Here is a 17,850-nt window from a genome sequence, read left to right as displayed (position 1 = left end):
AAGCACCCAACAGATCGGGCTCCGGCGGCGCGCAGAGATCGAAGCGCACGTTGTTGAAGTTGATCTTCGGGCTGATGAACTGCGCGCAACCCTGGCCGTTGTTGATCTTGAGCTCGGTTGTGCCGTTGTCGAAATCGGCGTTGCCGATGGTCTCGTCATAGACGATCAGATCGTAGAAGCCGACGCCGTTGAGCACGGTGTCGTTGAAGCTGAAGACGGTGTCGCCGGAATTGCTCTCGCCGGCATTGTAGCCGCCCTGGCCATCGGCGAACTCCGCCGCCTTGACGAAGATCGCGCCGAGATCGCCATCCGCGATGCCGCCGTCGCCGAGCACGATGGTGGACTGGTTGAGCACCAGGTTGCTGTCGCCGAGGATGCGGAAGATCGCGAAGGTCGAGCCGTCGCCGTCGATGATGATGTTGGAGTTGGTCAGCTTGAAGTCGTTGTCGTCCATGTCGATGTCGATCACCGCGATGCCGTCGCCGTCGGTGTCGTGCTGGTCGACATTGATCGTGAAGATATCGACATCCTCGATGCCGTCGGAGCCGGGCAGGCCGCTGCCGGGCCGCAGCACCGCCTCCGGCGACAGCTCGGTCACCCAGTCCTCATAGGCGTCGAGCTCGGCGCGCAGCGCCGCCATCTCGGCATCGGCATTGGCGGTGACGCCGGCGGCGGTGAGGCTGGAGCCGTCGCCGGTGGTGTCGTAGCCGTCGCCGAGCCCGTCGGCGAAGAACTCCGAGTTGGAGACGCTGCTCGCCGGGTTGCCGCTGTCGGAGACCACGCCGACCTGGCCGTAGAGCTCGACATTGCTCATGTCGAACTTGGCATCGGGGCTGGTCAGCGCGACGTCGCCGGTCCAGCTCACGCCCTCGACCACGGGGGCGGCGCCGGGCAGGTAGTCGGAGACGCCGTTCCAGTCGTTGTCGGCATCGACCCATTGGCCGCCGGCATTGTGCAGGAACACGTCGTCGAGGTCGAAATCGACATTGTCGTCGATCTCGGTGGAGAGCATGACGATGTTGGCACCGAGATCGCCGTTCTGGACGTTGACCGCCTTGGCGATCGAATTGCTGGTGGTGCCGATCAGCAGGTATTTCGACATCTCCGAGACCGCGGGCAGGGCGGCGGCACCGTCGCCGGCGGTCTCGGGCTCCGGCTCGGGATCTGGGTCCGGAGCGGGGGGCGGGGGCGGGGGCGGGGGCGGCATGTCGCCGGTGCGGGTCAGGATCAGCCGGTCGACACGGACCATCTCGCCGCCGTCGCGCTCGGCCTCCAGCGTGACCTCGGCACCGGCCGGGATCGCCACGTCGTCGAGGAAGAAGCTGGTGAACTTCCCGTTGTCGGAGCCGCTGCCGCGGTTGTCCTTGTCGAGCAGGATCTCGCCGGCGAGCACGCCATCGATCAGCAGGCGCACGGTGCTCTGGCCGTCGGCCTCGTCCTGGATGCGGAACTTGACCTCGTAGGCCCCGTCCGGCCCGCCGAACCCGGTGGAAAGCGTGCCGCTGGCGCCGGTGAGCCGCACCAGTTCGCCGCCGGAGGCCCTGTCGCCGCTCTTCGTCACGAAACCGACGGAGTCCATGTCCTCCGCCTGAATGACCACTTTCGTCATTGACTGACCCTCACTCCAGACCGGCCGGCCGGATGCGCATGACAGGCCGCACTTCCGCAAAAACGGGACGGCGCCTTGCAGGTCGGGGATCGGAGGAGCATGGCCGGGACGGTCACCCGTCCGGGCTGGTTCGGAAAGCTTTCACGCCAATCGAAATACTCACCCAATCACGGCGGCGCAGGCGCAGAACAAGCGCCTGAACCCACAGAATGAGACCGCAAGACGCGGGTTCGTTCACCCTTGGTAAGAATACGACGAGTTCCGAAAATTTCGAAGTGACTACATGCAACCTTGCCCAGCATTTCGGGGCAACCCGGCCAACAACGGCTGTATTGATCTTGATCGCACAATCTGGAGTTGATTAGAGTGCAGGTCCTGCATTTCCCCCTGGACAGATCACTGGTTTCGCGCGCTTCGCCCGCTTTCTTCATGCCTGCAGAATCAAACGGGCCACCCGTGGCAGATATCGCCCCCCGGTTGCAGGCCGGGGGTGCCGACCATCAGGGCCAGAGCAGCGCGAGATAGAGCCCGTAGCCGGCCAGCAGCACCGCCCCCTCCCAGCGCGCGATGCGCAGCCCGGTCCAGGCGAAGAGCACCAGCACCACCGTCACGCCCACCATCACCAGGTTGTCGAAGCGCAGGATCTCGGCCGGCACCGCGCCCGGTGCGATCAGCGCCGTGGTGCCCGCGATGCCGAGGATGTTGTAGATGTTGGAGCCGACGATGTTGCCGAAGGCGACATCGCCCTGGCGCCGGAGGCCGGCCACCACCGAGGTCACCAGCTCCGGCATCGAGGTGCCGACCGCGACCACGGTGAGCCCGATCACCGTCTCCGAGATGCCGAGCCCGCGCGCCAGCGTCACCGCGCCGTCCACCAGCAGGCGGCCGCCGAGCAGCACCAGCGCCAGCCCGCCGAGCGCGGTCAGCACCGCCGGCAGCAGGCCTGGATGCGCCGGGGCAGGGGCGGGCGCCGGGGCCAGCGCCGGGTCGGCCCCCTGCAGCGCCAGCCCCTTGTCGAAGGCGGCGCCATGGTCCTCGCCCCCGGCGGCGGCGCGCTCCTGGCGGAAGGCGAGCAGCACGTAGAGCGCCAGCAGCAGCAGGAAGCCGGCGCCGAGCGCCCGGCCCATCGGCATCAGCGCCGCGAGCGCCGCGAAGCCCGCCGCCACCGCCAGCATCGCCATGCCGTCGCGCCGCAGCGCCGCCGAGGTCACCGCGATCGGGCTGATCATTGCCGCGATGCCGACGATCAGCAGGATGTTGGCGATGTTGGAGCCGACGACGTTGCCATAGGCGATGCCCGGCGCATCGGCCAGCGCCGCCTGTACCGAAGTCACCAGCTCGGGCATCGAGGTGCCGAAGCCGACCAGCGTCAGCCCGATCACCAGCGGCGAGACGCCGAAGCGCGTCGCCACCTGCACCGCGCCGCGGACCAGCAGCTCGCCCCCGACGATCAGGAGCACGAAGCCCCCCAGCAGCAATGCCCAGCTATCCAAGCGCCGGCTCCCCCTTCGCGCGCCTCCGCGGCGCCCCGCCCTGGCGCCTTCAGGTAGAAGCGCCCGGGCGCCGCGACAAGACCGGGCGACGGAGCCCCGGTGGATTTCCCGCAGACGTGCTAAACTCGCCCGCATTCACAACGGGCGCCGCCGCCCGCCCGGCGCGGCGCCGGAGACGCGGGAGGCGCAGATGCATGTCGTGATCAGGCTCTATTCGGGGGAGGGCGCGCGGGAGCTCTTCGAGATGCTCGAGACCCGCCGCCCGGAGATCGAGGAGATCATGCGCGGCGTGCCGGATTTCCGGTCCTACACGCTGGTGCGCACCGCCAGCGGCGGCGCCTCGGTGACCGCCTGCGAAGACAAGCACGGGACCGACTGGTCCTCGCGCCTCGCGCACAAGTGGATCAGCGAGAACGCCGCCAATCTCAACATCGCGGCGCCGAACATTGCCGAGGGCGAGGTGATCCTCGAGCTCAGAAACTAGCCGGGAGGGCGCCGCGCCGGCCGGCCGGCGCCCGCCTCAGCCGCCCCTCAGACGCTCCCGGATCGCCTTCTGGGAGACCTGCTCGAGCAGATCGAGCAGCGCGACGCATTCCTGCCGCGCGGTCTCCGGCTCGCCCGCCGCGATGGCGCGCAGGGTGCGGGCATGGTGCACCGCCGCCTCCGAGAAGCTCTCAGTCTCGGTGATGAAGGAGTACCAGAACCGCCGCGAGAGCCCATGCAGCAGATGGATGTGCTGCGTGAGATAGCGGTTCCGCGCCGCCTCCGCCTCGATGCGGTGGATCTCGCGGTTGATCTCGAGATAGCGGCCGCGGTCGCGCGCGGCGATGGCGCGTTCGAGCTCGTCGGCCAGGCGCAGCATCTCGGCGCGCTGGCGCTCGTCGGCCCGCACCGCCGCCAGCGAGACCATCAGCTCCTCGAGCGGGCGGCGGGTCTCCAGCAGCTCGAGCTGGCGGGTGATGTCGACCGGCGTCACCATGATCCCGCGCCGCGGCAGGATATCCACGAAGCCCTCGAACTTCAGCCGCTGCAGCGCCTCGCGCACCGGCGTGCGGCCGCAGCCGATGCGCCGCGCCAGATCGTTCTCCGACAGCAGCTCATAGGCCGGCAGCGTGCCGATCACGATCAGCCGCTGGATCTCGGCATAGGCCTGCTCGGCGGTGGAGATCGGCGCCGCGGTTTCGCTCTGCTCGTTCATCCCGGTCCTTTCCCTGTCGGCCGGAGACTAGCGATTGACAGCCTGTTCGGCAATAGATACACATCTATAAAACATCTGATATGTCAGATGGAGAACACGGGGAGGATGGCGATGGCAGCCGCGCAGGACATGCGCAGCACGGAGCAGCTGCGCGCGGATCTGGTGGTGGTGGGCGGCGGCGCCGCGGGCGTGGCCACGGCGGTCACCGCGGCGCGCGGCGGGCTCGAGGTGGTGCTGATCGAGCGCCACGGCTTCTGCGGCGGCGGCGCGGTGGCCGGCCATTCCGGCACCGTCTGCGGGCTCTACGAGGCTTCCGACAACCCCGGCAACGGCCCGGTGCAGGCGGTGTTCGGCTTTGCCGAGGCGTTCGTCCGGGCGCTCGAGGCGCGCGGCGGGCTGGCCGATCCGGTGCGCTACGGCAAGACCTTCACCCGCGTGCACGACCCGATCGTCTGGCGCGAGACCGCCGACGACCTGCTCGCCGAGGCCGGGGTCACGGTGATCTACCACGCCGTCGCCACCCGGGTGCTGGCGGAGGGCGAGCGCATCGAGGGCGTCGAGCTCTGGACCAAGCAGGGGCCGCTTAGGGTGCTGGCGCCGCTCACGGTGGATGCCTCCGGCGATGCCGATCTGGTGGCGATGGCCGGGCTGCCGAGCTTCGTCGGCGACAACGGCCGGGTGCAGAACCCGACCATGATCTTCCGGCTGATGGGGGTCGACGTGCCGGCCTTCCGCGCCGCCTATGGCGACGACACGATCATGCCGGCCGAGGTCTCGGAGATGATCGCCGCGGCCAACCGGGCCGGCACCTTCACCCTGCCGCGGGCCAAGATCTGGCTCTTTCCCACCACGCGCCCGGGCGAGCTGCTCTGCAACTGCACCCGCATCGTCGGCGCCGACGGGCGCGAGCTCAACCCGCTCCACTGGCGCGATTTCGCCGAGGCCGAGACGCAGGGGCGCCGGCAGGCCCGCGACTATGCGCGCTTCTTCCGCGCGCGCCTCGCCGGCTGCGAGAACGCCTTCGTCAACGACATGGCGGTGCAGGTCGGCGTGCGCCAGACGCGGCAGATCTCCGGCACCGCGCGGCTCGGCAACCGCGACGTGGTGGCCGGCACCAAGTTCGCCGACGGCATCGTGCGCTCGCCCTGGCCGATCGAGCTGCATGCCGGCGAGAAGCCCCGCGTCGAGTGGCTGCTGAACGATGTCTACGAGGTGCCCTATGGCTGCTTCGTGCCGGAGCGGGGGGAGGGGATCCTCGCCGCCGGGCGCTGCCTCTCGGCCGAGCACGAGGCGGTCGCCTCGGCGCGCGTCACCGCGCAGTGCTTCGGCTACGGCCACGCCATCGGCCATGCCGCGCGCCTTGCGGTGCGCGAGGGACTGGCGCCGCGCGCCATCGACGGCCGCGACCTGCGCGGCATCCTCAACCGCGACGGCGCGCGGCTCGACTGAAAGGACCAGGGATGACGGAACAGATCCAGACAGACCGGCACGAGGGCTTTGCCGTCGTGACCATGAACAAGCCCCGGCGGCGCAACGCGCTCGGGATGGAGAGCGTGGCCGGGCTCGGCGCGGCGCTCGAGACGCTGGCGGCGGACCCGGGCTGCCGCGCGGTGGTGCTTGCCGGCGCGCCGCCGGCCTTCTGCTCGGGCAGCGACCTCAAGGAGCTCGGCGGGCTCTCGATCCCGGAGATGTGCCACCACGAGGCCGAGACCGCCGCCATGGCCCGGCGCATCGCGCATCTGCCGGTGCCGGTGATCGCGGCGGTGGAGGGTTATGCCCTCGGCGGCGGCTTCATCCTCGCCACCGCCTGCGATGCGGTGGTGACCGCGCGCGGCGCGAAATGGGGGCTGCCGGAGGTGCCGAACGGCTGGATCCCGCCCTGGGGGCTGCAGACGCTGCTCGCCCGCGTCGGCCCGGTGAAGGCGCAGCAGATCACCTGGGGCTTCCTCGAGATGGACGGGGCGGAGGCGGTGCGCCTCGGCGTCGCCGACGGGCTGGCCGAGGATGGCGGCGCGCTGGCCATGGCCTCGGACTGGGCCGCCCGGATCGCCGCGCTGCCGGCCGATGCCGTGCGCTCGACCAAGCGGTTCTTCTCCGCCGCCATCGCCGCCGATGCCGAGCGCCAGGACGCCGAGGCCAACCGCCTCTTCGCCGCCGATTGCGAGAGCGCCGAGGCCAAGGCGACGCTGGCCCGCTTCACGGTGCCGGCATGAGCAAGATCGTCAGCGCAGACGCGGCCGTCGCCGCGATCCCGGACGGCGCCGCGGTGGCCAGCGCCGGGGTGATCGGCTGGGTCACGCCGGATGCCGTGCTCGGCGCCCTCGGGCGGCGCTTTGCCGAGACCGGCGCGCCGCGCGGGCTCACCTTCTATTTCCCCTGCGGCACGGGCGATGCCATGGGCATCAAGGGCATGGACCATGTCGCCCGCGAGGGGCTGATGAAGCGCATCGTCGCGGGCAGCTTCATCAACCCGGTGGATCCCGCCACCGGCCGGCGGCCGGAGCTGATGCGGCTGATCCGCGAGAACCGCATCGAGGCCTATTCCTGGCCGATCGGCGCCAGCATGCAGTGGCTGCGCGAGGTCGCCCGCAAGAGCCCGGGCTACATCACCCGGGTCGGCCTCGGCACCTATGCCGATCCGCGCCATGGCGGCGGGCGCTTCACCGAGCGCACCACCGAGGACCTCGTGCGGGTGATCGAGATCGACGGCGAGGAGCTGCTCTACTACCCCACCTGGCCGCTCGACGTGGCGATCCTGCGCGCCGCCAGCGCCGACGAGCACGGCAACCTCTCCTGGGAGGACGAGCCGCTCACCACCGCCAACACCGCGCTGGCGCTCGCCGTCAAGGCCAGCGGCGGGCGGGTCATCGCGCAGGTCCGCCGGGTCGTGGAGGCCGGCGCCCGCAAGGCCAGCGATGTCCGCCTGCCGGGGGTCTATGTCGACCAGGTGGTGGTCGATCCCGAGATGATGATGACCACCGGCGTGCGCTATGAGCCGGCCTATTTCTCGGGGCCGCGGATCGACATCGCGACGCTGTCGCCGCCGCCCTTCTCGGCGGACCGGATCATCGCCAACCGCATCGTGCCGGAGGTGCGGCCGCACGAGCTCTCGATCTTCGGCTTCGGCGCGGCCACCGACGTGCCGCTGGTGATGGCCGAGCAGGGGCTCTTCGATGACGGGCGGCTGGCCGACTATCCCGGCACCACCGAGCACGGCGCCTATGGCGGGGTGGTGATGCCGGGCTGGCAGTTCTCCGCCAACATCAACCCGGACGCGATCATGGACGGGGTGACGCAGTTCGACGCCATCGACGGCGGGCTCTGCCCCTTCGCGGCGCTCTCCTTCGCGGAATACGACGCCGACGGCGTGGTCAACGTCTCGAAGTTCGGCAAGGCCAATCCGGGGGCGGGCGGCTTCATCGACATTGCCCAGAACGCGCGGCGGCTGATCTTCGCCGGCACCTTCACCACCGGCGGGCTGCAGGCGGAGGTGGCGGACGGCCGCCTCGCGATCACCCGCGAGGGCAAGGTGCGCAAGTTCGTGCGCGCGGCCGCCTCGATCACCTACCGCGTCGCCGAGGGCGTGCGCATCCGCGGCCAGGAGGCGCTGATCGTCACCGAGCGCGCGGTGTTCCGCGCCGCGGCGGACGGGCTCGAGCTGATCGAGATCGCGCCGGGGATCGACCTGCAGAGCCAGGTGCTCGACCTGATGGATTTCGCCCCCGTCCGCATCGCCGACCCGCTGCCGCTGATGGATGCGGCGCATTTCCGGCAGTGCCCCGCCACAAAGGCCGCCGAGGTGACCGCATGACCCCCGACAGCATTCCCGCCGCCGCGCTGGCCCGGTTTCGCCGCGGCACCGCGCTGCCCGCCCATCCGCTGGCGCTCGATGCGCGCCGCCGTCTCGACCCGGTGCGCCAGCGCGCGGTGACGCGCTACTACCTCGATGCCGGTGCGGGGGGCGTCGCGGTCGGCGTGCACACCACGCAGTTCGCGATCCGCGAGGCCGGGCTCTACGAGCCGGTGCTGCGGCTCGCCGCCGAGACCGTGGCCGACTGGGCCGAGGACCCGCGCCTGCTGGTCGCCGGCGTCACCGGGCGCACCGCGCAGGCGGTGGCGGAGGCGGAAACCGCGCGCGCGCTCGGCTATCACTTCGTGCTGCTCAACCTCGCGCGGATGAAGGGCGCCTCGGAGGCGGAGCTGCTGGAGCATTGCCGCGCGGTGGCCGCGGTGATGCCGGTGATCGGCTTCTCGCTGCTGCCCTCGGTGGGGGGCTTCCACCTCTCCTACGGCTTCTGGCGCGCCTTCGCCGGGATCGAGAACGTCGCCGGGATCAAGATGGCGCCGTTCGACCGCTACCGCACGCTGGAGATCGTCCGCGCCGTGCAGGATGCCGGGGCGGCGGACCGGGTGACCCTCTATACCGGCAATGACGACCACATCGTGCTCGACCTGCTGCAGCCCTTCGCGATCCGCTCCGAGGACGGCCGCAGCGAGACCCGCGTGCGCATCCGCGGCGGCCTGCTCGGGCACTGGTCGGTCTGGACCAGGACCGCGGTGGAACTGCTCGACCGGGTGCACGCGCTGCCGGATGGCGTGGACATCCCCGAGGACCTGCTGGCGCAGGACAGCATCGTCACCGACTGCAACCTCGCGATCTACGACGCGATCAACGACCTGCGCGGCTGCATCCCCGGCTGCCTCGAGGTGCTGCGCCGGCAGGGGCTGCTCGCCGGCACCTGGTGCCTCGACCCGGCCGAGGTGATGAGCCCCGGCCAGGCCGCCGAGATCGACCGCGTCTATCGCCAATATCCCGAGATGAACGACGACGCCTTCGTCCGCGCCAATCTCGACCGCTGGCTGAGCGATGCCGGCAAGTCCCGGCCTCTGGTGGCCTGAGCGAACACAGGAATGACCATGACCGAGCTTCTCACCCCCGAGACCTTCCCCGAGAGCTTCCGCGATGTCGCGCATCTCGAGGACTTCATGTCGCTGCCCACCGAAGGCGTCGTGCGCGACCTGAACGGGCTGGAGGGCGACATCATCATCCTCGGCGTCGGCGGCAAGATCGGCGTCACCATGGCGCGGATGGCCAAGCGCGCCGCCCCGGACAAGCGGGTGATCGGCGTCTCGCGCTTCTCCGAGGAGGGCGTGGAGGAGCGTCTCAACGCCTGGGGCGTCGAGACCATCCGCTGCGACCTGCTCGACCGCGAGGCGGTGAACGCGCTGCCGAAGCTGCCCAACGTGATCTACATGGCCGGGCTGAAATTCGACGCCAGCGGCCGCGAGGACTTCCTCTGGGCGATGAACACGCTGGCGCCGCAGATCACCGCCGAGGCGTTCCGCGAGAGCCGCATCGTCGCCTTCTCCACCATCCATGTCTATCCGTGGTCGAACCCGCTGCATGGCGGCGTGACCGAGGCGAGCCCGCCGCTGGCGCGCCCCGGCGAATACGCCAACTCGGTGGTCGGGCGGGAGCGCACCTTCCAGTACTTCTCGCGCAGGCACGGCACGCCGGGGCGGCTGCTGCGCTTCGTCTACGCGATCGACCCGCGCTATGGCGTGATGCAGGAGATCGCGCAGTGGGTGAAGGACGGCACGCCGATCCCGCTCGCCACCGGCCACGTGAACATCATGTGGCAAGGCGATGCCAACGCCCAGTTTCTCCGCACGCTGGCCAACTGCGAGACGCCGGCGAGCCCGATCAACATCGGCGGGCCGGAGCATGTCTCGGTGCGCTATCTCGCCAACCGCTTCGGCGAGGCGCTGGGCCGCGAGCCGGTTTTCGAGGGCGCGGAATCCGACCACTGCCTGCTGGTCAACTGCGACCGGGCCAACGGGCTCTACGGCAACCCGGTGGTGCCGATGGACGCGATGATCCGCTGGGTGGCCGACTGGGTGAAGGAGGGCAAGCCGATCCACGGCAAGCCCTCCAAGTTCCAGGTCCGCACGGGGAGCTTCTGAGCCATGACCCTGCTGTCGCGCTATCTCTGGGCCACGGCCGGGCTTTCGGGCTTTGTCGTCGTCTGGTGGCTGGCAACGGTGATGACCGACCTGCCGGCCTATCTGCTGCCCTCGCCGGGGGCGGCGCTGGCCGAGATCTGGGAGCCCTCCTACAACTGGGGCACGCATATCTGGGCGACGACGCAGGAGATCTTCGGCGGCTATGTGCTCGCCGTGGTGATCGGGGTGGGCCTCGCGGTGCTGTTCAGCTGGCTGCCGGCGCTGAACGCGGCGCTGATGCCGCTGCTGGTGGTGCTCAACATGGTGCCGAAGGTGGCGATGGCGCCGCTCTTCATCGTCTGGCTCGGCTTCGGCATCGTGCCCAACATGGTGATCGCCTTCACCATCTGCTTCTTCCCGATCCTGCTGACCACCTATCGCGGGCTGCTCGAGGTCGAGCCGGACCTGATCAACCTGGTGAAGTCGCTGAAGGCGAACCGCTGGCAGATCTTCCTGAAGATCCAGCTGCCCGGCTCGCTGCCCTATCTCTTCTCGGGCATGAAGGTGGCCGCGGTGCTGGCGGTGGCGGGGGCCATCGTCGGCGAGTTCATCGCCTCGCAGAAGGGGCTCGGCTACTTCCTGCTGGCGCAGCAGAACGCCCTCAACACCTCGGCGATGATGATGGCGCTGGCCTTCATCACCCTGATCGGCGTGGCGCTCTACGGCCTCGTGCTCGGGCTCGAATACCTCGTCGTCACGCGCAAGGGGATCGGCAAATGACCCGGCCATTCGTCCGCCTCGTCGGCGTCACCAAGACCTATCACGCCGGCGCGCAGGAGTTCCTCGCGGTGCGCGACGTCACCCTCGACGTCGAGGAGGGCGAGCTGGTCTCCATCGTCGGGCCCTCGGGCTGCGGCAAGTCCACCGTGCTCTCGATCCTCGCCGAGCTGCAGGCCGCGAGCGGCGGCACCGTGGAGATCGGCACGCCGGACAGCCCGTTCACCCCGGGCCGCGATGTCGGGATGGTGTTCCAGAAGGCGCTGCTGCTGAAATGGCGCACGATCATCGACAACGTGATGCTGCCGGCCGAGATCCTCGGCCTGCCGCGCCGGGCCAGCCGCGAGCGGGCGCGCGACCTGCTCGAGATGGTCGGGCTCTCGAAATTCGCCGACGCCTATCCGCAGCAGCTCTCGGGCGGCATGCAGCAGCGCGCCTCGATCGCGCGGGCGCTGGTGCACGACCCCAAGCTGATCCTGATGGACGAGCCGTTCGGCGCGCTCGACGCGCTGACCCGCGAGCGCATGAACCTCGAGCTGCTGCGGATCTGGCGCGAGAGCTCGAAGACCATCCTCTTCGTCACCCACGGCATCCAGGAGGCGGTGTTCCTCGGCAGCAAGGTCGCGGTGATGACGGCAGGGCCGGCGCGGATGGCGGCGCAGTTCGAGATCGACCTGCCCGAGCCGCGCACGCTGGACGTCAAGACCACGGAGAAGTTCGGAAACTACACCCGCGAGATCTACCACCTGCTCGGAATGCACTGACCGCGTGCACCGACCCGGGCGCCAAGAATAACGAGGGAGGAAAACCATGAAACGCATCACAGGGACCGCCGCGGCGCTGGCCGCGCTGCTGACCGCCGGGGGCGCCGCCGCCGCCGAGGAGATCAGCCTGCAGCTCAACTGGACCGCCGGCGGCGACCATGCCCCGGTCTACTACGCGCAGGCCCAGGGCTGGTATGCCGATGCTGGCGTCGAGCTGGAGATCCGGCAGGGCACCGGCTCCGGCGCCGCCGCCACCGCGCTCGAGGTCGGGCAGGCCGACATGGCGATCATCGACACCCCGACGGCGCTGCAGTTCCTCGCCAAGGGCGCGCCCTTCACCGGGGTCTTCGTGGCCTATAACGACAACGCCGCCGGGCTCTACTGGAAGAAGAGCTCCGGCATCTCGGGCGTGCAGGACTTCGCCGGCAAGAAGATCGGCGCACCGGCCTTCGACGCCACCCGGCAGATGTGGCAGCCCGCCGCCAAGGCGCTCGGCATCGACCCGGACACCGTGGAATGGGTCAACCTGCAGCCCACCGGCAAGGTCGCGGCGCTGCAGTCGGGCGCGGTGGACGTGACCACGCATTTCTACTCGGTGCACTTCATCTACGAGGACATCTTCGGCGACGATCTCGGCTATGCGCTGCTGCGCGACCACGGGATGAACACCTACAGCCTGGCCTACTATGCCTCCGACCGGGTGCTGGCCGAGAAGCAGGACGCGGTGCGCGCCGTGGTGCAGGTGACCCAGCGCGCCTTCGCCTTCTGCCTCGAGACGCCGGAGCCCTGCACCGAGGCGCTCTCCAGCGCCGTCTCGATGAAGACCTCCGATGCCGAGCGGCAGTTCGAATACGCCGCCCGCGTGATGCCCGGCACCGGCCAGGCGCTGCCCGTCGGCGCCTGGGACATGGACCGGATCGCCTCCGACTACGGCGTGGTGCAGGAGGCCTACGGGCTGCCGGATTTCGACGTGACGGCGCGCTTCAGCAACGCCTTCATCGACGAGAGCGTCGCCTATCCGCCGGCCGACTGAGCGGCCCCGCGCGCGGCGGCCCGGCCTGCCGCGCGCAGCCAGAATTCCGGGAGACCTCCATGACATCGCCAGAGAGCGCCCCGCGGTTCCGCGTGATCGGGATCGCGATCGACGAGCGGCCGGTGGGCCTGCGCATCCCGTTCCGCTATGGCGCGGTGACGCTGCGCGCGGCGGTCGAGGCCCGCGTCACGGCCCGCATCCGCATGCCCGACGGGCGCGAGGCGGAGGGCGCCGCGGCCGAGCTGATGGCGCCGAAATGGTTCGACAAGTCGCCCGCGCTGACGGATGCCGAGAATGTCGCGCAGCTGCGCCGGGCGCTGGCGCTGACCCGCGCGCGCTATCTCGGCACCGGCGAGGACATGACCGCCTTCGGCCTCCATGCCGCCCATGACGCGGCGCAGCGCGCCGAGGCGGCGCGCGAGGGGCTCAACGGGCTGGTCGCCGGCTTCGGCATGGCGCTGATCGACAAGGCGGTGATCGGCGCGCTCTGCGCCGCCGTGAACCGGCCCTTCGCCGCCGTGGTGCGGGCCAACCTGATCGGCCTCGGGCCGGAGACCGCGCCGGATCTCTCCGCCGGGGCGATCGCGCGGGTGCTGGCCGGGCTCGCCCCGGCCCCCCGGCTGCTGGCGCGGCACACCGTCGGCCAGATCGACCCGCTGACCGCGGCCGAGCTCGCCCCTTCGGCCCGCCTGAACGACGGGCTGCCGGAGACGCTCGAGGAGGCCATCGCGGCCTGGGGGCTGAAGGCGTTCAAGCTCAAGCTCTCCGGCCGGCCGGAGGCGGATCTCGAGCGGCTCCGCGCCATCGCCGCGGTGATCGACCGGATCGAGGGGCTGACGGTGACCCTCGACGGCAACGAGCAGTTCGCCGACGGCCCGGCCTTCGCGGCATTCTGGCAGCGGGCGGCGGAGGACCCGGCGCTGGCGCGGCTCCGCGCCGCCATCGCCTTCGTCGAGCAGCCGGTGGCGCGGGCGGCGGCGCTCTCCGCCCCGCTCGGGCCGGACCTGTCGGGGCTCGCGGTGGAGATCGACGAATCCGACGACTGCCCGGATGCCTTTCCCGGCGCGCGGGCGATGGGCTATCGCGGGGTCTCGGCAAAGTCCTGCAAGGGGGTCTACCGGGCGCTGCTCAACCGCGTGCGCGTGGCGGCCTGGAACGCCGATGCCGGGCGCGCGGCCTTCTTCATGTCGGCCGAGGATCTCAGCTCGCCGCCCGGCCTCGCGGTGGAGCAGGACCTTGCGCTGGCCTCGGTGCTCGGCCTCGGCCACACCGAGCGCAACGGGCATTTCTATGGCGACGGGCGGACCGGGCTCGACCCGGAGGCGATCGCCGCGATCCGCGCCCGCCAGCCCGGTCTCTACCGCGCCGACGAGCGGCGCCTAACGCTGCGCATCGAAGGCGGGGAGATCGACACCGCCGGCCTCCATGCCGGCCCCGGCTATGGCGCCCGGGCCGCGCCGGCCCGCGCCGGCTGAGCCGGGGCGCGCTCACGCGGCATGGGTGCCGCCCTGGCCGGGTCCTGCTCCGGCAGGGCGATCACCCGCGCCGTCGTGCCGATCCCGTCGCCCGCGCGGCGCAGCGCCGTGCCATCGGCGATATCCGGCCGCAGATGGGCCAGCGCGAGCGACCCGCCGAGCCGGTGCGCGTGGCAGGGGCTGTCGACCGAGCCGACCGCGGCACCGTCCAGCGCCGGCGTCTCGCCGCCGGCCGCCATGTCATCGCGGTCGATGCCGAGCCCGACATTGCGGATCACCGGCCGCGCCGCCCTGCCGCGGGTGACCGTGACGCCGAGGCCGACATCCCAGCGCGTGTGCTCGTCGGTCATGTCATGGCCGTAGGACAGCAGCGCCGCCTCGATCCGTAGCTTGTCGAGCGCGGTGAAGGCGCAGGGCATCGCCCCGGCCGCCGCCAGCCGGCCCTGGATCTCCGCCACATGCGCGCGGTCCGCGAAGATCTCGTAGCCGCGCCCGCCGGAATCGCCGGTGCGCGAGATCCGGCAGCGCAGGTCGATGAGCCTTGCCGGCGCGTGGTGGAATTGGGCCAGCGCCGCGAACTCGATGCCGCGGGCCGCATCGAGGATCTCCGGCGCCTTCGGCCCCTGCACCGAGATGTCGTGCAGATCGCCGGTGAAGCGGAGCTCCGCGTCGCGGCCCTCGGCCGAGGCCCCGAGCGGCGCCATGGTGTCGCCCGAGCCGCGCACGATCATCCATGCGTCGGCGATGGTGCCGCGCCCGGTTAGCACGCAGAGATGGGCGGCCTGGCCCGGCGTGATGCGGGCGGTGTCGCGCGTGGTCGGGTGGTCGAGCACCGCGGCGGCGTCCGGGCCGCGCAGGAAGACCGTCTCCAGTGGCGAGATGTCGAACATGCCGGCCCGCTCGCGCACCGCGTCGTGCCCGGCGCGCGGGTCGGTGGCATTGCTCCAGGCGGTGCCCATGCCGTTCCAGTCCTCGAGGGCGGAGCCCGGTGGCGTGCGGCGCGCGCCGAGTGGCGGCCCGGCATCCCGGTCAGCTCTCTCCTCGGGGTCAGTACCATTCATCCGGCATCCCGGCCTTGCGGCGCGCGACGAACTCCGCGGGCGCCTCGGCGGCGGCCACGTCGAGCGGCGGGGGCCGGTGCCCGGCGAGGAGCGCCTTCCGGCGCGCGGTTGCCCGCTGGCCCAGCCGCGGCGCGCCGTCCTCCACCCGGCGCTCACAGGGGCCGGGATCGGGCAGCGCGGGCTCGTGGCTGGCGTCGCGGAAATGGCGGAGCGTGGGCGCGGCGGCGAGGAAGGCCCGTCCCGGCTTCCGCATAGGCGTCGCGGCCGACGGCCTCCGCATCCGTCGCCATGCCGCCGAGCATCCGGAGCACCGCGCAGCAATGGTCGAGATCCATCACGAACCTCTCGCCGGATGCCGCCAGCCCGCCCTCGAGCCAGCCCGCGGCGTGCCAGACCAGGTGCGCGCGCGAGAGCAGCGCCCGAGAGCAGCGCCGCGCACATCGCGCCGGTGCTCTCCTGCATGGCCTGGCCGTCCGGCGCGTTCGAGGCGGTGATCGGCCCGCCGCCGGAGCGCACCGGCACGCCGAGCTGGCCGAGTGCCAGCGTCGCCAGATCGGCCTCCGGGCTGCCGTAGGCGAGCCCGCCGGGGCGCAGGCTCATCGTCGCGTGGAAGCTGCCGAGCACGCAGGGGCAGCCGGGGCGGACGAGCCGCGCCAGCGCGATGCCGGCCATGCCCCCGGCCAGCGTCTGCGCCGCCACCGCGGCCGGCGCGAGCGGCCCCATGGCGCCGGCGAACACCGCCGGGGTGACCGCGACGCACTGGCCCGCGCCGGCATGGACCCCGAGCGCCGCCGGCATCGCCTCGCCATGGACCAGCGGCGCATTGACGTTGATGCTGGCCTGCAGCACCGCCCGCGCCCCGGCGCCGTGCACCAGCCGCGCCATCGCGATGCTGCCGGCGGCCCGCTCCGGCGCCGTGACGCTGCCCGTGCAGGGCTTGGCCGAGAGCGTCAGATGCGCCGCGACCATGTCGAGATGGTGCTTGTCGACCGGTGGGGCCACCGGCTCGCAGACGGTGCCGCCGGAGTGGTGCGGACAGGGCGTGGCCTGGGTCATGCGCCCGAAGTTGCGGAGACCCTCGATGGCGGCATGGCGCCGGCCGCGCTCGAGACCGGTTACGAAGGGCGAGCCATGGTCCGGCATAAGCGCCAGATGATCGCCGCCGAGCACGATGTCGCCGGCCGGCTCGCGCCCGTGCAGCACGACCTGCGCCGGCGCGCCGGCACGGAGCGCGCGCATGGCCCGGCGTGAAGCGCATCCGCTCGCCCGCCAGGCTCGCGCCCGCCGCGCGGAACAGCGCCGGCGCCTCGCGGTCGCCGCGGAACGCGGCGCCGATCTCGGCGAGAATCCGGTGGGCCCGGCGCTCCGTGGCCTCGAGCGCCGCCCCGTCGAGCAGCGCATATTGCGGGAGGCGCCGGACGCGGTCCTGCAGCGGATCCGCCGCGCCGGCGCGCCGCGCCCTGCGCCCGCCCCGGCGCCGGGGCGCCGCGGGGGCCGGATGCATGGTCCGGGACGGCTGTATCGCTATCATGGGGTCTCTTTCCGGCCTGCCTCTGCAGACAAGCATTGCCGCGGGGCGGGGCGGTCGACCGTGGAAAGGCTCCCACCCATCCGTTCAACGGAATTGGACACGGCCCATGCGCTTCAGGCACCGTGAGGGGCTCCGCAGGTCATCGCGGTCGCCCGGCTCGGCGGGATCACGGCGGCGGCGCAGGGGCTTGACCCGACCAAGGGCGCGATCAGCCACCGGATCAAGGCGCTCGCGGCGGCGCTCGGGTTCGATCTCCTTCGCCGCCTTCCGCGCGGCGTGCGGCCCGCCCAGAAGGGCGCCCAGCTGCTGCATGCCGCCCGCAGTGCCGTCGATGCGCTCGACCGGCAGATCCTGGCGCCGCGCGGCGAGAGCCGGCGCTCGGTGACGCCGGGGCTCTCGACCTATGTCGGCTCGCGCTGGCTCTCGCCGCGGCTGATGGGCTTCAGCGAGGCGCATCCGGCGATCCGGCTCCGCCCGCAGCCGATGATCGGGCGGTTCGATCCGGAGCGGGACCGGGTCGATGTCGCGATCCGCCGGGGCAGGGGCGAGAGGCGGGACATGCCCGTCACCCCGCTCTTCGCCTGCCCGGCCTGGCCGGCGGCGTCGCCGGCGCTCGCCGGGCGGATCGGCGGGCTCGGGCGCGAGCGCAGCCTCGGCAACGCGATCCTGCTCGACGACCGCGACGGCAGCACCGCCTGGCAGGAATGGCTGGAGCGCGTCGGCCTGCCGCAGCATGCGAGCGGCGCGCGGCTGACGATCCCGGACCCGGATCTCCGCGTGCAGACGGTGATCGACGGGCAGGGCGTCGCAATCAACGGCCGCCCGGTGCAGCCCGGGCTCGATGACGGCCGGCTGCGGCGCCTCTCGCCGGCGGCGCTCGGGGACTACGGCCGTCACCCCGCGATCCCGCCGCGGGCCGCCGGCAACCCGGATGTCGCGATCCCGGGGCGCTGACTGCAAGAGATC

Annotated in this window: 15 protein-coding genes and 1 pseudogene; 11 read left to right on the top strand and 5 right to left on the bottom strand. The window is 71.6% G+C overall.

Translation table 11 applies throughout. From position 1 onward, the window contains the following. Both QSJ97_RS21250 and QSJ97_RS21245 read right to left on the bottom strand, forming a co-directional pair. Positions 1-1,579 (bottom strand): hypothetical protein (locus tag QSJ97_RS21250; RefSeq protein WP_285674283.1); only part of this gene is annotated, 1,579 nt, incomplete at its 3' end. 530 nt (positions 1,580-2,109) lie between these two features. Further along, the gene (locus QSJ97_RS21245; RefSeq protein WP_285674281.1) at positions 2,110-3,102 is read right to left on the bottom strand and encodes a calcium/sodium antiporter; all 993 of its coding nucleotides are present in this window, start codon (positions 3,100-3,102) and stop codon (positions 2,110-2,112) included. Positions 3,103-3,292: 190 nt separating this feature from the next. On the opposite strand from QSJ97_RS21245, the gene QSJ97_RS21240 reads away from it, so the two are divergent. Next, positions 3,293-3,586: a hypothetical protein gene (locus QSJ97_RS21240; protein ID WP_285674279.1), complete on the top strand. Its 294-nt coding sequence runs from the start codon at positions 3,293-3,295 to the stop codon at positions 3,584-3,586. 36 nt (positions 3,587-3,622) lie between these two features. Here the strand turns inward: QSJ97_RS21240 and QSJ97_RS21235 are convergent, their stop codons facing one another. After that, on the bottom strand, positions 3,623-4,300 hold the full coding sequence (locus QSJ97_RS21235) for a GntR family transcriptional regulator (protein WP_285674278.1): 678 nt from the start codon (positions 4,298-4,300) through the stop codon (positions 3,623-3,625). 111 nt (positions 4,301-4,411) lie between these two features. Here QSJ97_RS21235 and QSJ97_RS21230 point away from each other — a divergent pair, with 111 nt between their 5' ends. Genes QSJ97_RS21230 through QSJ97_RS21190 form a run of 9 tightly spaced genes read left to right on the top strand, consistent with a single transcriptional unit; the run spans position 4,412 to position 14,292 of the window. Continuing rightward, complete coding sequence (locus QSJ97_RS21230) at positions 4,412-5,749, top strand: FAD-dependent oxidoreductase (protein WP_285674277.1); 1,338 nt, start codon at positions 4,412-4,414, stop codon at positions 5,747-5,749. 11 nt (positions 5,750-5,760) lie between these two features. After that, a complete protein-coding gene (locus QSJ97_RS21225) occupies positions 5,761-6,513 on the top strand; it encodes an enoyl-CoA hydratase/isomerase family protein (RefSeq protein ID WP_285674276.1) in 753 nt (250 codons plus the stop codon). Further along, positions 6,510-8,111: an acyl CoA:acetate/3-ketoacid CoA transferase gene (locus QSJ97_RS21220; RefSeq protein WP_285674275.1), complete on the top strand. Its 1,602-nt coding sequence runs from the start codon at positions 6,510-6,512 to the stop codon at positions 8,109-8,111. The genes QSJ97_RS21225 and QSJ97_RS21220 overlap by 4 nt, the downstream gene beginning before the upstream one ends. Next, on the top strand, positions 8,108-9,199 hold the full coding sequence (locus QSJ97_RS21215; protein WP_285674274.1) for a dihydrodipicolinate synthase family protein: 1,092 nt from the start codon (positions 8,108-8,110) through the stop codon (positions 9,197-9,199). The genes QSJ97_RS21220 and QSJ97_RS21215 overlap by 4 nt, the downstream gene beginning before the upstream one ends. A gap of 18 nt (positions 9,200-9,217) precedes the next feature. Beyond that, positions 9,218-10,264: an NAD-dependent epimerase/dehydratase family protein gene (locus tag QSJ97_RS21210; RefSeq protein ID WP_285674272.1), complete on the top strand. Its 1,047-nt coding sequence runs from the start codon at positions 9,218-9,220 to the stop codon at positions 10,262-10,264. Between the two features lie 3 nt (positions 10,265-10,267). Beyond that, positions 10,268-11,023 carry an ABC transporter permease gene (locus QSJ97_RS21205; protein ID WP_285674271.1) on the top strand — a complete coding sequence of 252 codons (756 nt, stop codon included), beginning with the start codon at positions 10,268-10,270 and terminating at the stop codon, positions 11,021-11,023. Beyond that, positions 11,020-11,784 (top strand): ABC transporter ATP-binding protein, encoded by a 765-nt coding sequence (locus tag QSJ97_RS21200; RefSeq protein ID WP_285674269.1) that lies wholly within the window; start codon positions 11,020-11,022, stop codon positions 11,782-11,784. The genes QSJ97_RS21205 and QSJ97_RS21200 overlap by 4 nt, the downstream gene beginning before the upstream one ends. A 46-nt stretch (positions 11,785-11,830) precedes the next feature. Then, positions 11,831-12,817: an ABC transporter substrate-binding protein gene (locus QSJ97_RS21195; RefSeq protein ID WP_285674268.1), complete on the top strand. Its 987-nt coding sequence runs from the start codon at positions 11,831-11,833 to the stop codon at positions 12,815-12,817. Positions 12,818-12,876: 59 nt separating this feature from the next. Beyond that, complete coding sequence (locus tag QSJ97_RS21190) at positions 12,877-14,292, top strand: enolase-like domain-containing protein (RefSeq protein ID WP_285674267.1); 1,416 nt, start codon at positions 12,877-12,879, stop codon at positions 14,290-14,292. Here QSJ97_RS21190 and QSJ97_RS21185 read toward each other — a convergent pair. Then, entirely contained in the window at positions 14,256-15,251 is a 996-nt protein-coding gene (locus tag QSJ97_RS21185) for a glycine cleavage T C-terminal barrel domain-containing protein (RefSeq protein ID WP_491630631.1), read from the bottom strand. The genes QSJ97_RS21190 and QSJ97_RS21185 overlap by 37 nt on opposite strands. A 537-nt stretch (positions 15,252-15,788) precedes the next feature. After that, positions 15,789-16,857 (bottom strand): annotated as a pseudogene (locus QSJ97_RS21180) (trimethylamine methyltransferase family protein); the annotation flags it as partial. Positions 16,858-17,025: 168 nt separating this feature from the next. Between QSJ97_RS21180 and QSJ97_RS21175 the strand changes: the two are divergent. Further along, on the top strand, positions 17,026-17,838 hold the full coding sequence (locus QSJ97_RS21175; protein WP_285674287.1) for a LysR substrate-binding domain-containing protein: 813 nt from the start codon (positions 17,026-17,028) through the stop codon (positions 17,836-17,838). The last annotated feature ends 12 nt before the right edge of the window (positions 17,839-17,850 follow it).

The organism is Paralimibaculum aggregatum (genome assembly GCF_030270585.1).
GTDB classification, from domain to species: domain Bacteria; phylum Pseudomonadota; class Alphaproteobacteria; order Rhodobacterales; family Rhodobacteraceae; genus Thermohalobaculum; species Thermohalobaculum aggregatum.
The sequence above is the reverse complement of the archived record's forward strand: the minus strand, read 5'-3'. Positions and strand labels throughout refer to the sequence as shown.

Coding starts and splice junctions, on each gene's coding strand:
- QSJ97_RS21240 (WP_285674279.1), top strand. CDS start 3,293: ATGCATGTCGTGATCAGGCTCTATTCGGGGGAGGGCGCGCGGGAGCTC.
- QSJ97_RS21235 (WP_285674278.1), bottom strand. CDS start 4,300: ATGAACGAGCAGAGCGAAACCGCGGCGCCGATCTCCACCGCCGAGCAG.
- QSJ97_RS21230 (WP_285674277.1), top strand. CDS start 4,412: ATGGCAGCCGCGCAGGACATGCGCAGCACGGAGCAGCTGCGCGCGGAT.
- QSJ97_RS21225 (WP_285674276.1), top strand. CDS start 5,761: ATGACGGAACAGATCCAGACAGACCGGCACGAGGGCTTTGCCGTCGTG.
- QSJ97_RS21220 (WP_285674275.1), top strand. CDS start 6,510: ATGAGCAAGATCGTCAGCGCAGACGCGGCCGTCGCCGCGATCCCGGAC.
- QSJ97_RS21215 (WP_285674274.1), top strand. CDS start 8,108: ATGACCCCCGACAGCATTCCCGCCGCCGCGCTGGCCCGGTTTCGCCGC.
- QSJ97_RS21210 (WP_285674272.1), top strand. CDS start 9,218: ATGACCGAGCTTCTCACCCCCGAGACCTTCCCCGAGAGCTTCCGCGAT.
- QSJ97_RS21205 (WP_285674271.1), top strand. CDS start 10,268: ATGACCCTGCTGTCGCGCTATCTCTGGGCCACGGCCGGGCTTTCGGGC.
- QSJ97_RS21200 (WP_285674269.1), top strand. CDS start 11,020: ATGACCCGGCCATTCGTCCGCCTCGTCGGCGTCACCAAGACCTATCAC.
- QSJ97_RS21195 (WP_285674268.1), top strand. CDS start 11,831: ATGAAACGCATCACAGGGACCGCCGCGGCGCTGGCCGCGCTGCTGACC.
- QSJ97_RS21190 (WP_285674267.1), top strand. CDS start 12,877: ATGACATCGCCAGAGAGCGCCCCGCGGTTCCGCGTGATCGGGATCGCG.
- QSJ97_RS21185 (WP_491630631.1), bottom strand. CDS start 15,251: ATGGGCACCGCCTGGAGCAATGCCACCGACCCGCGCGCCGGGCACGAC.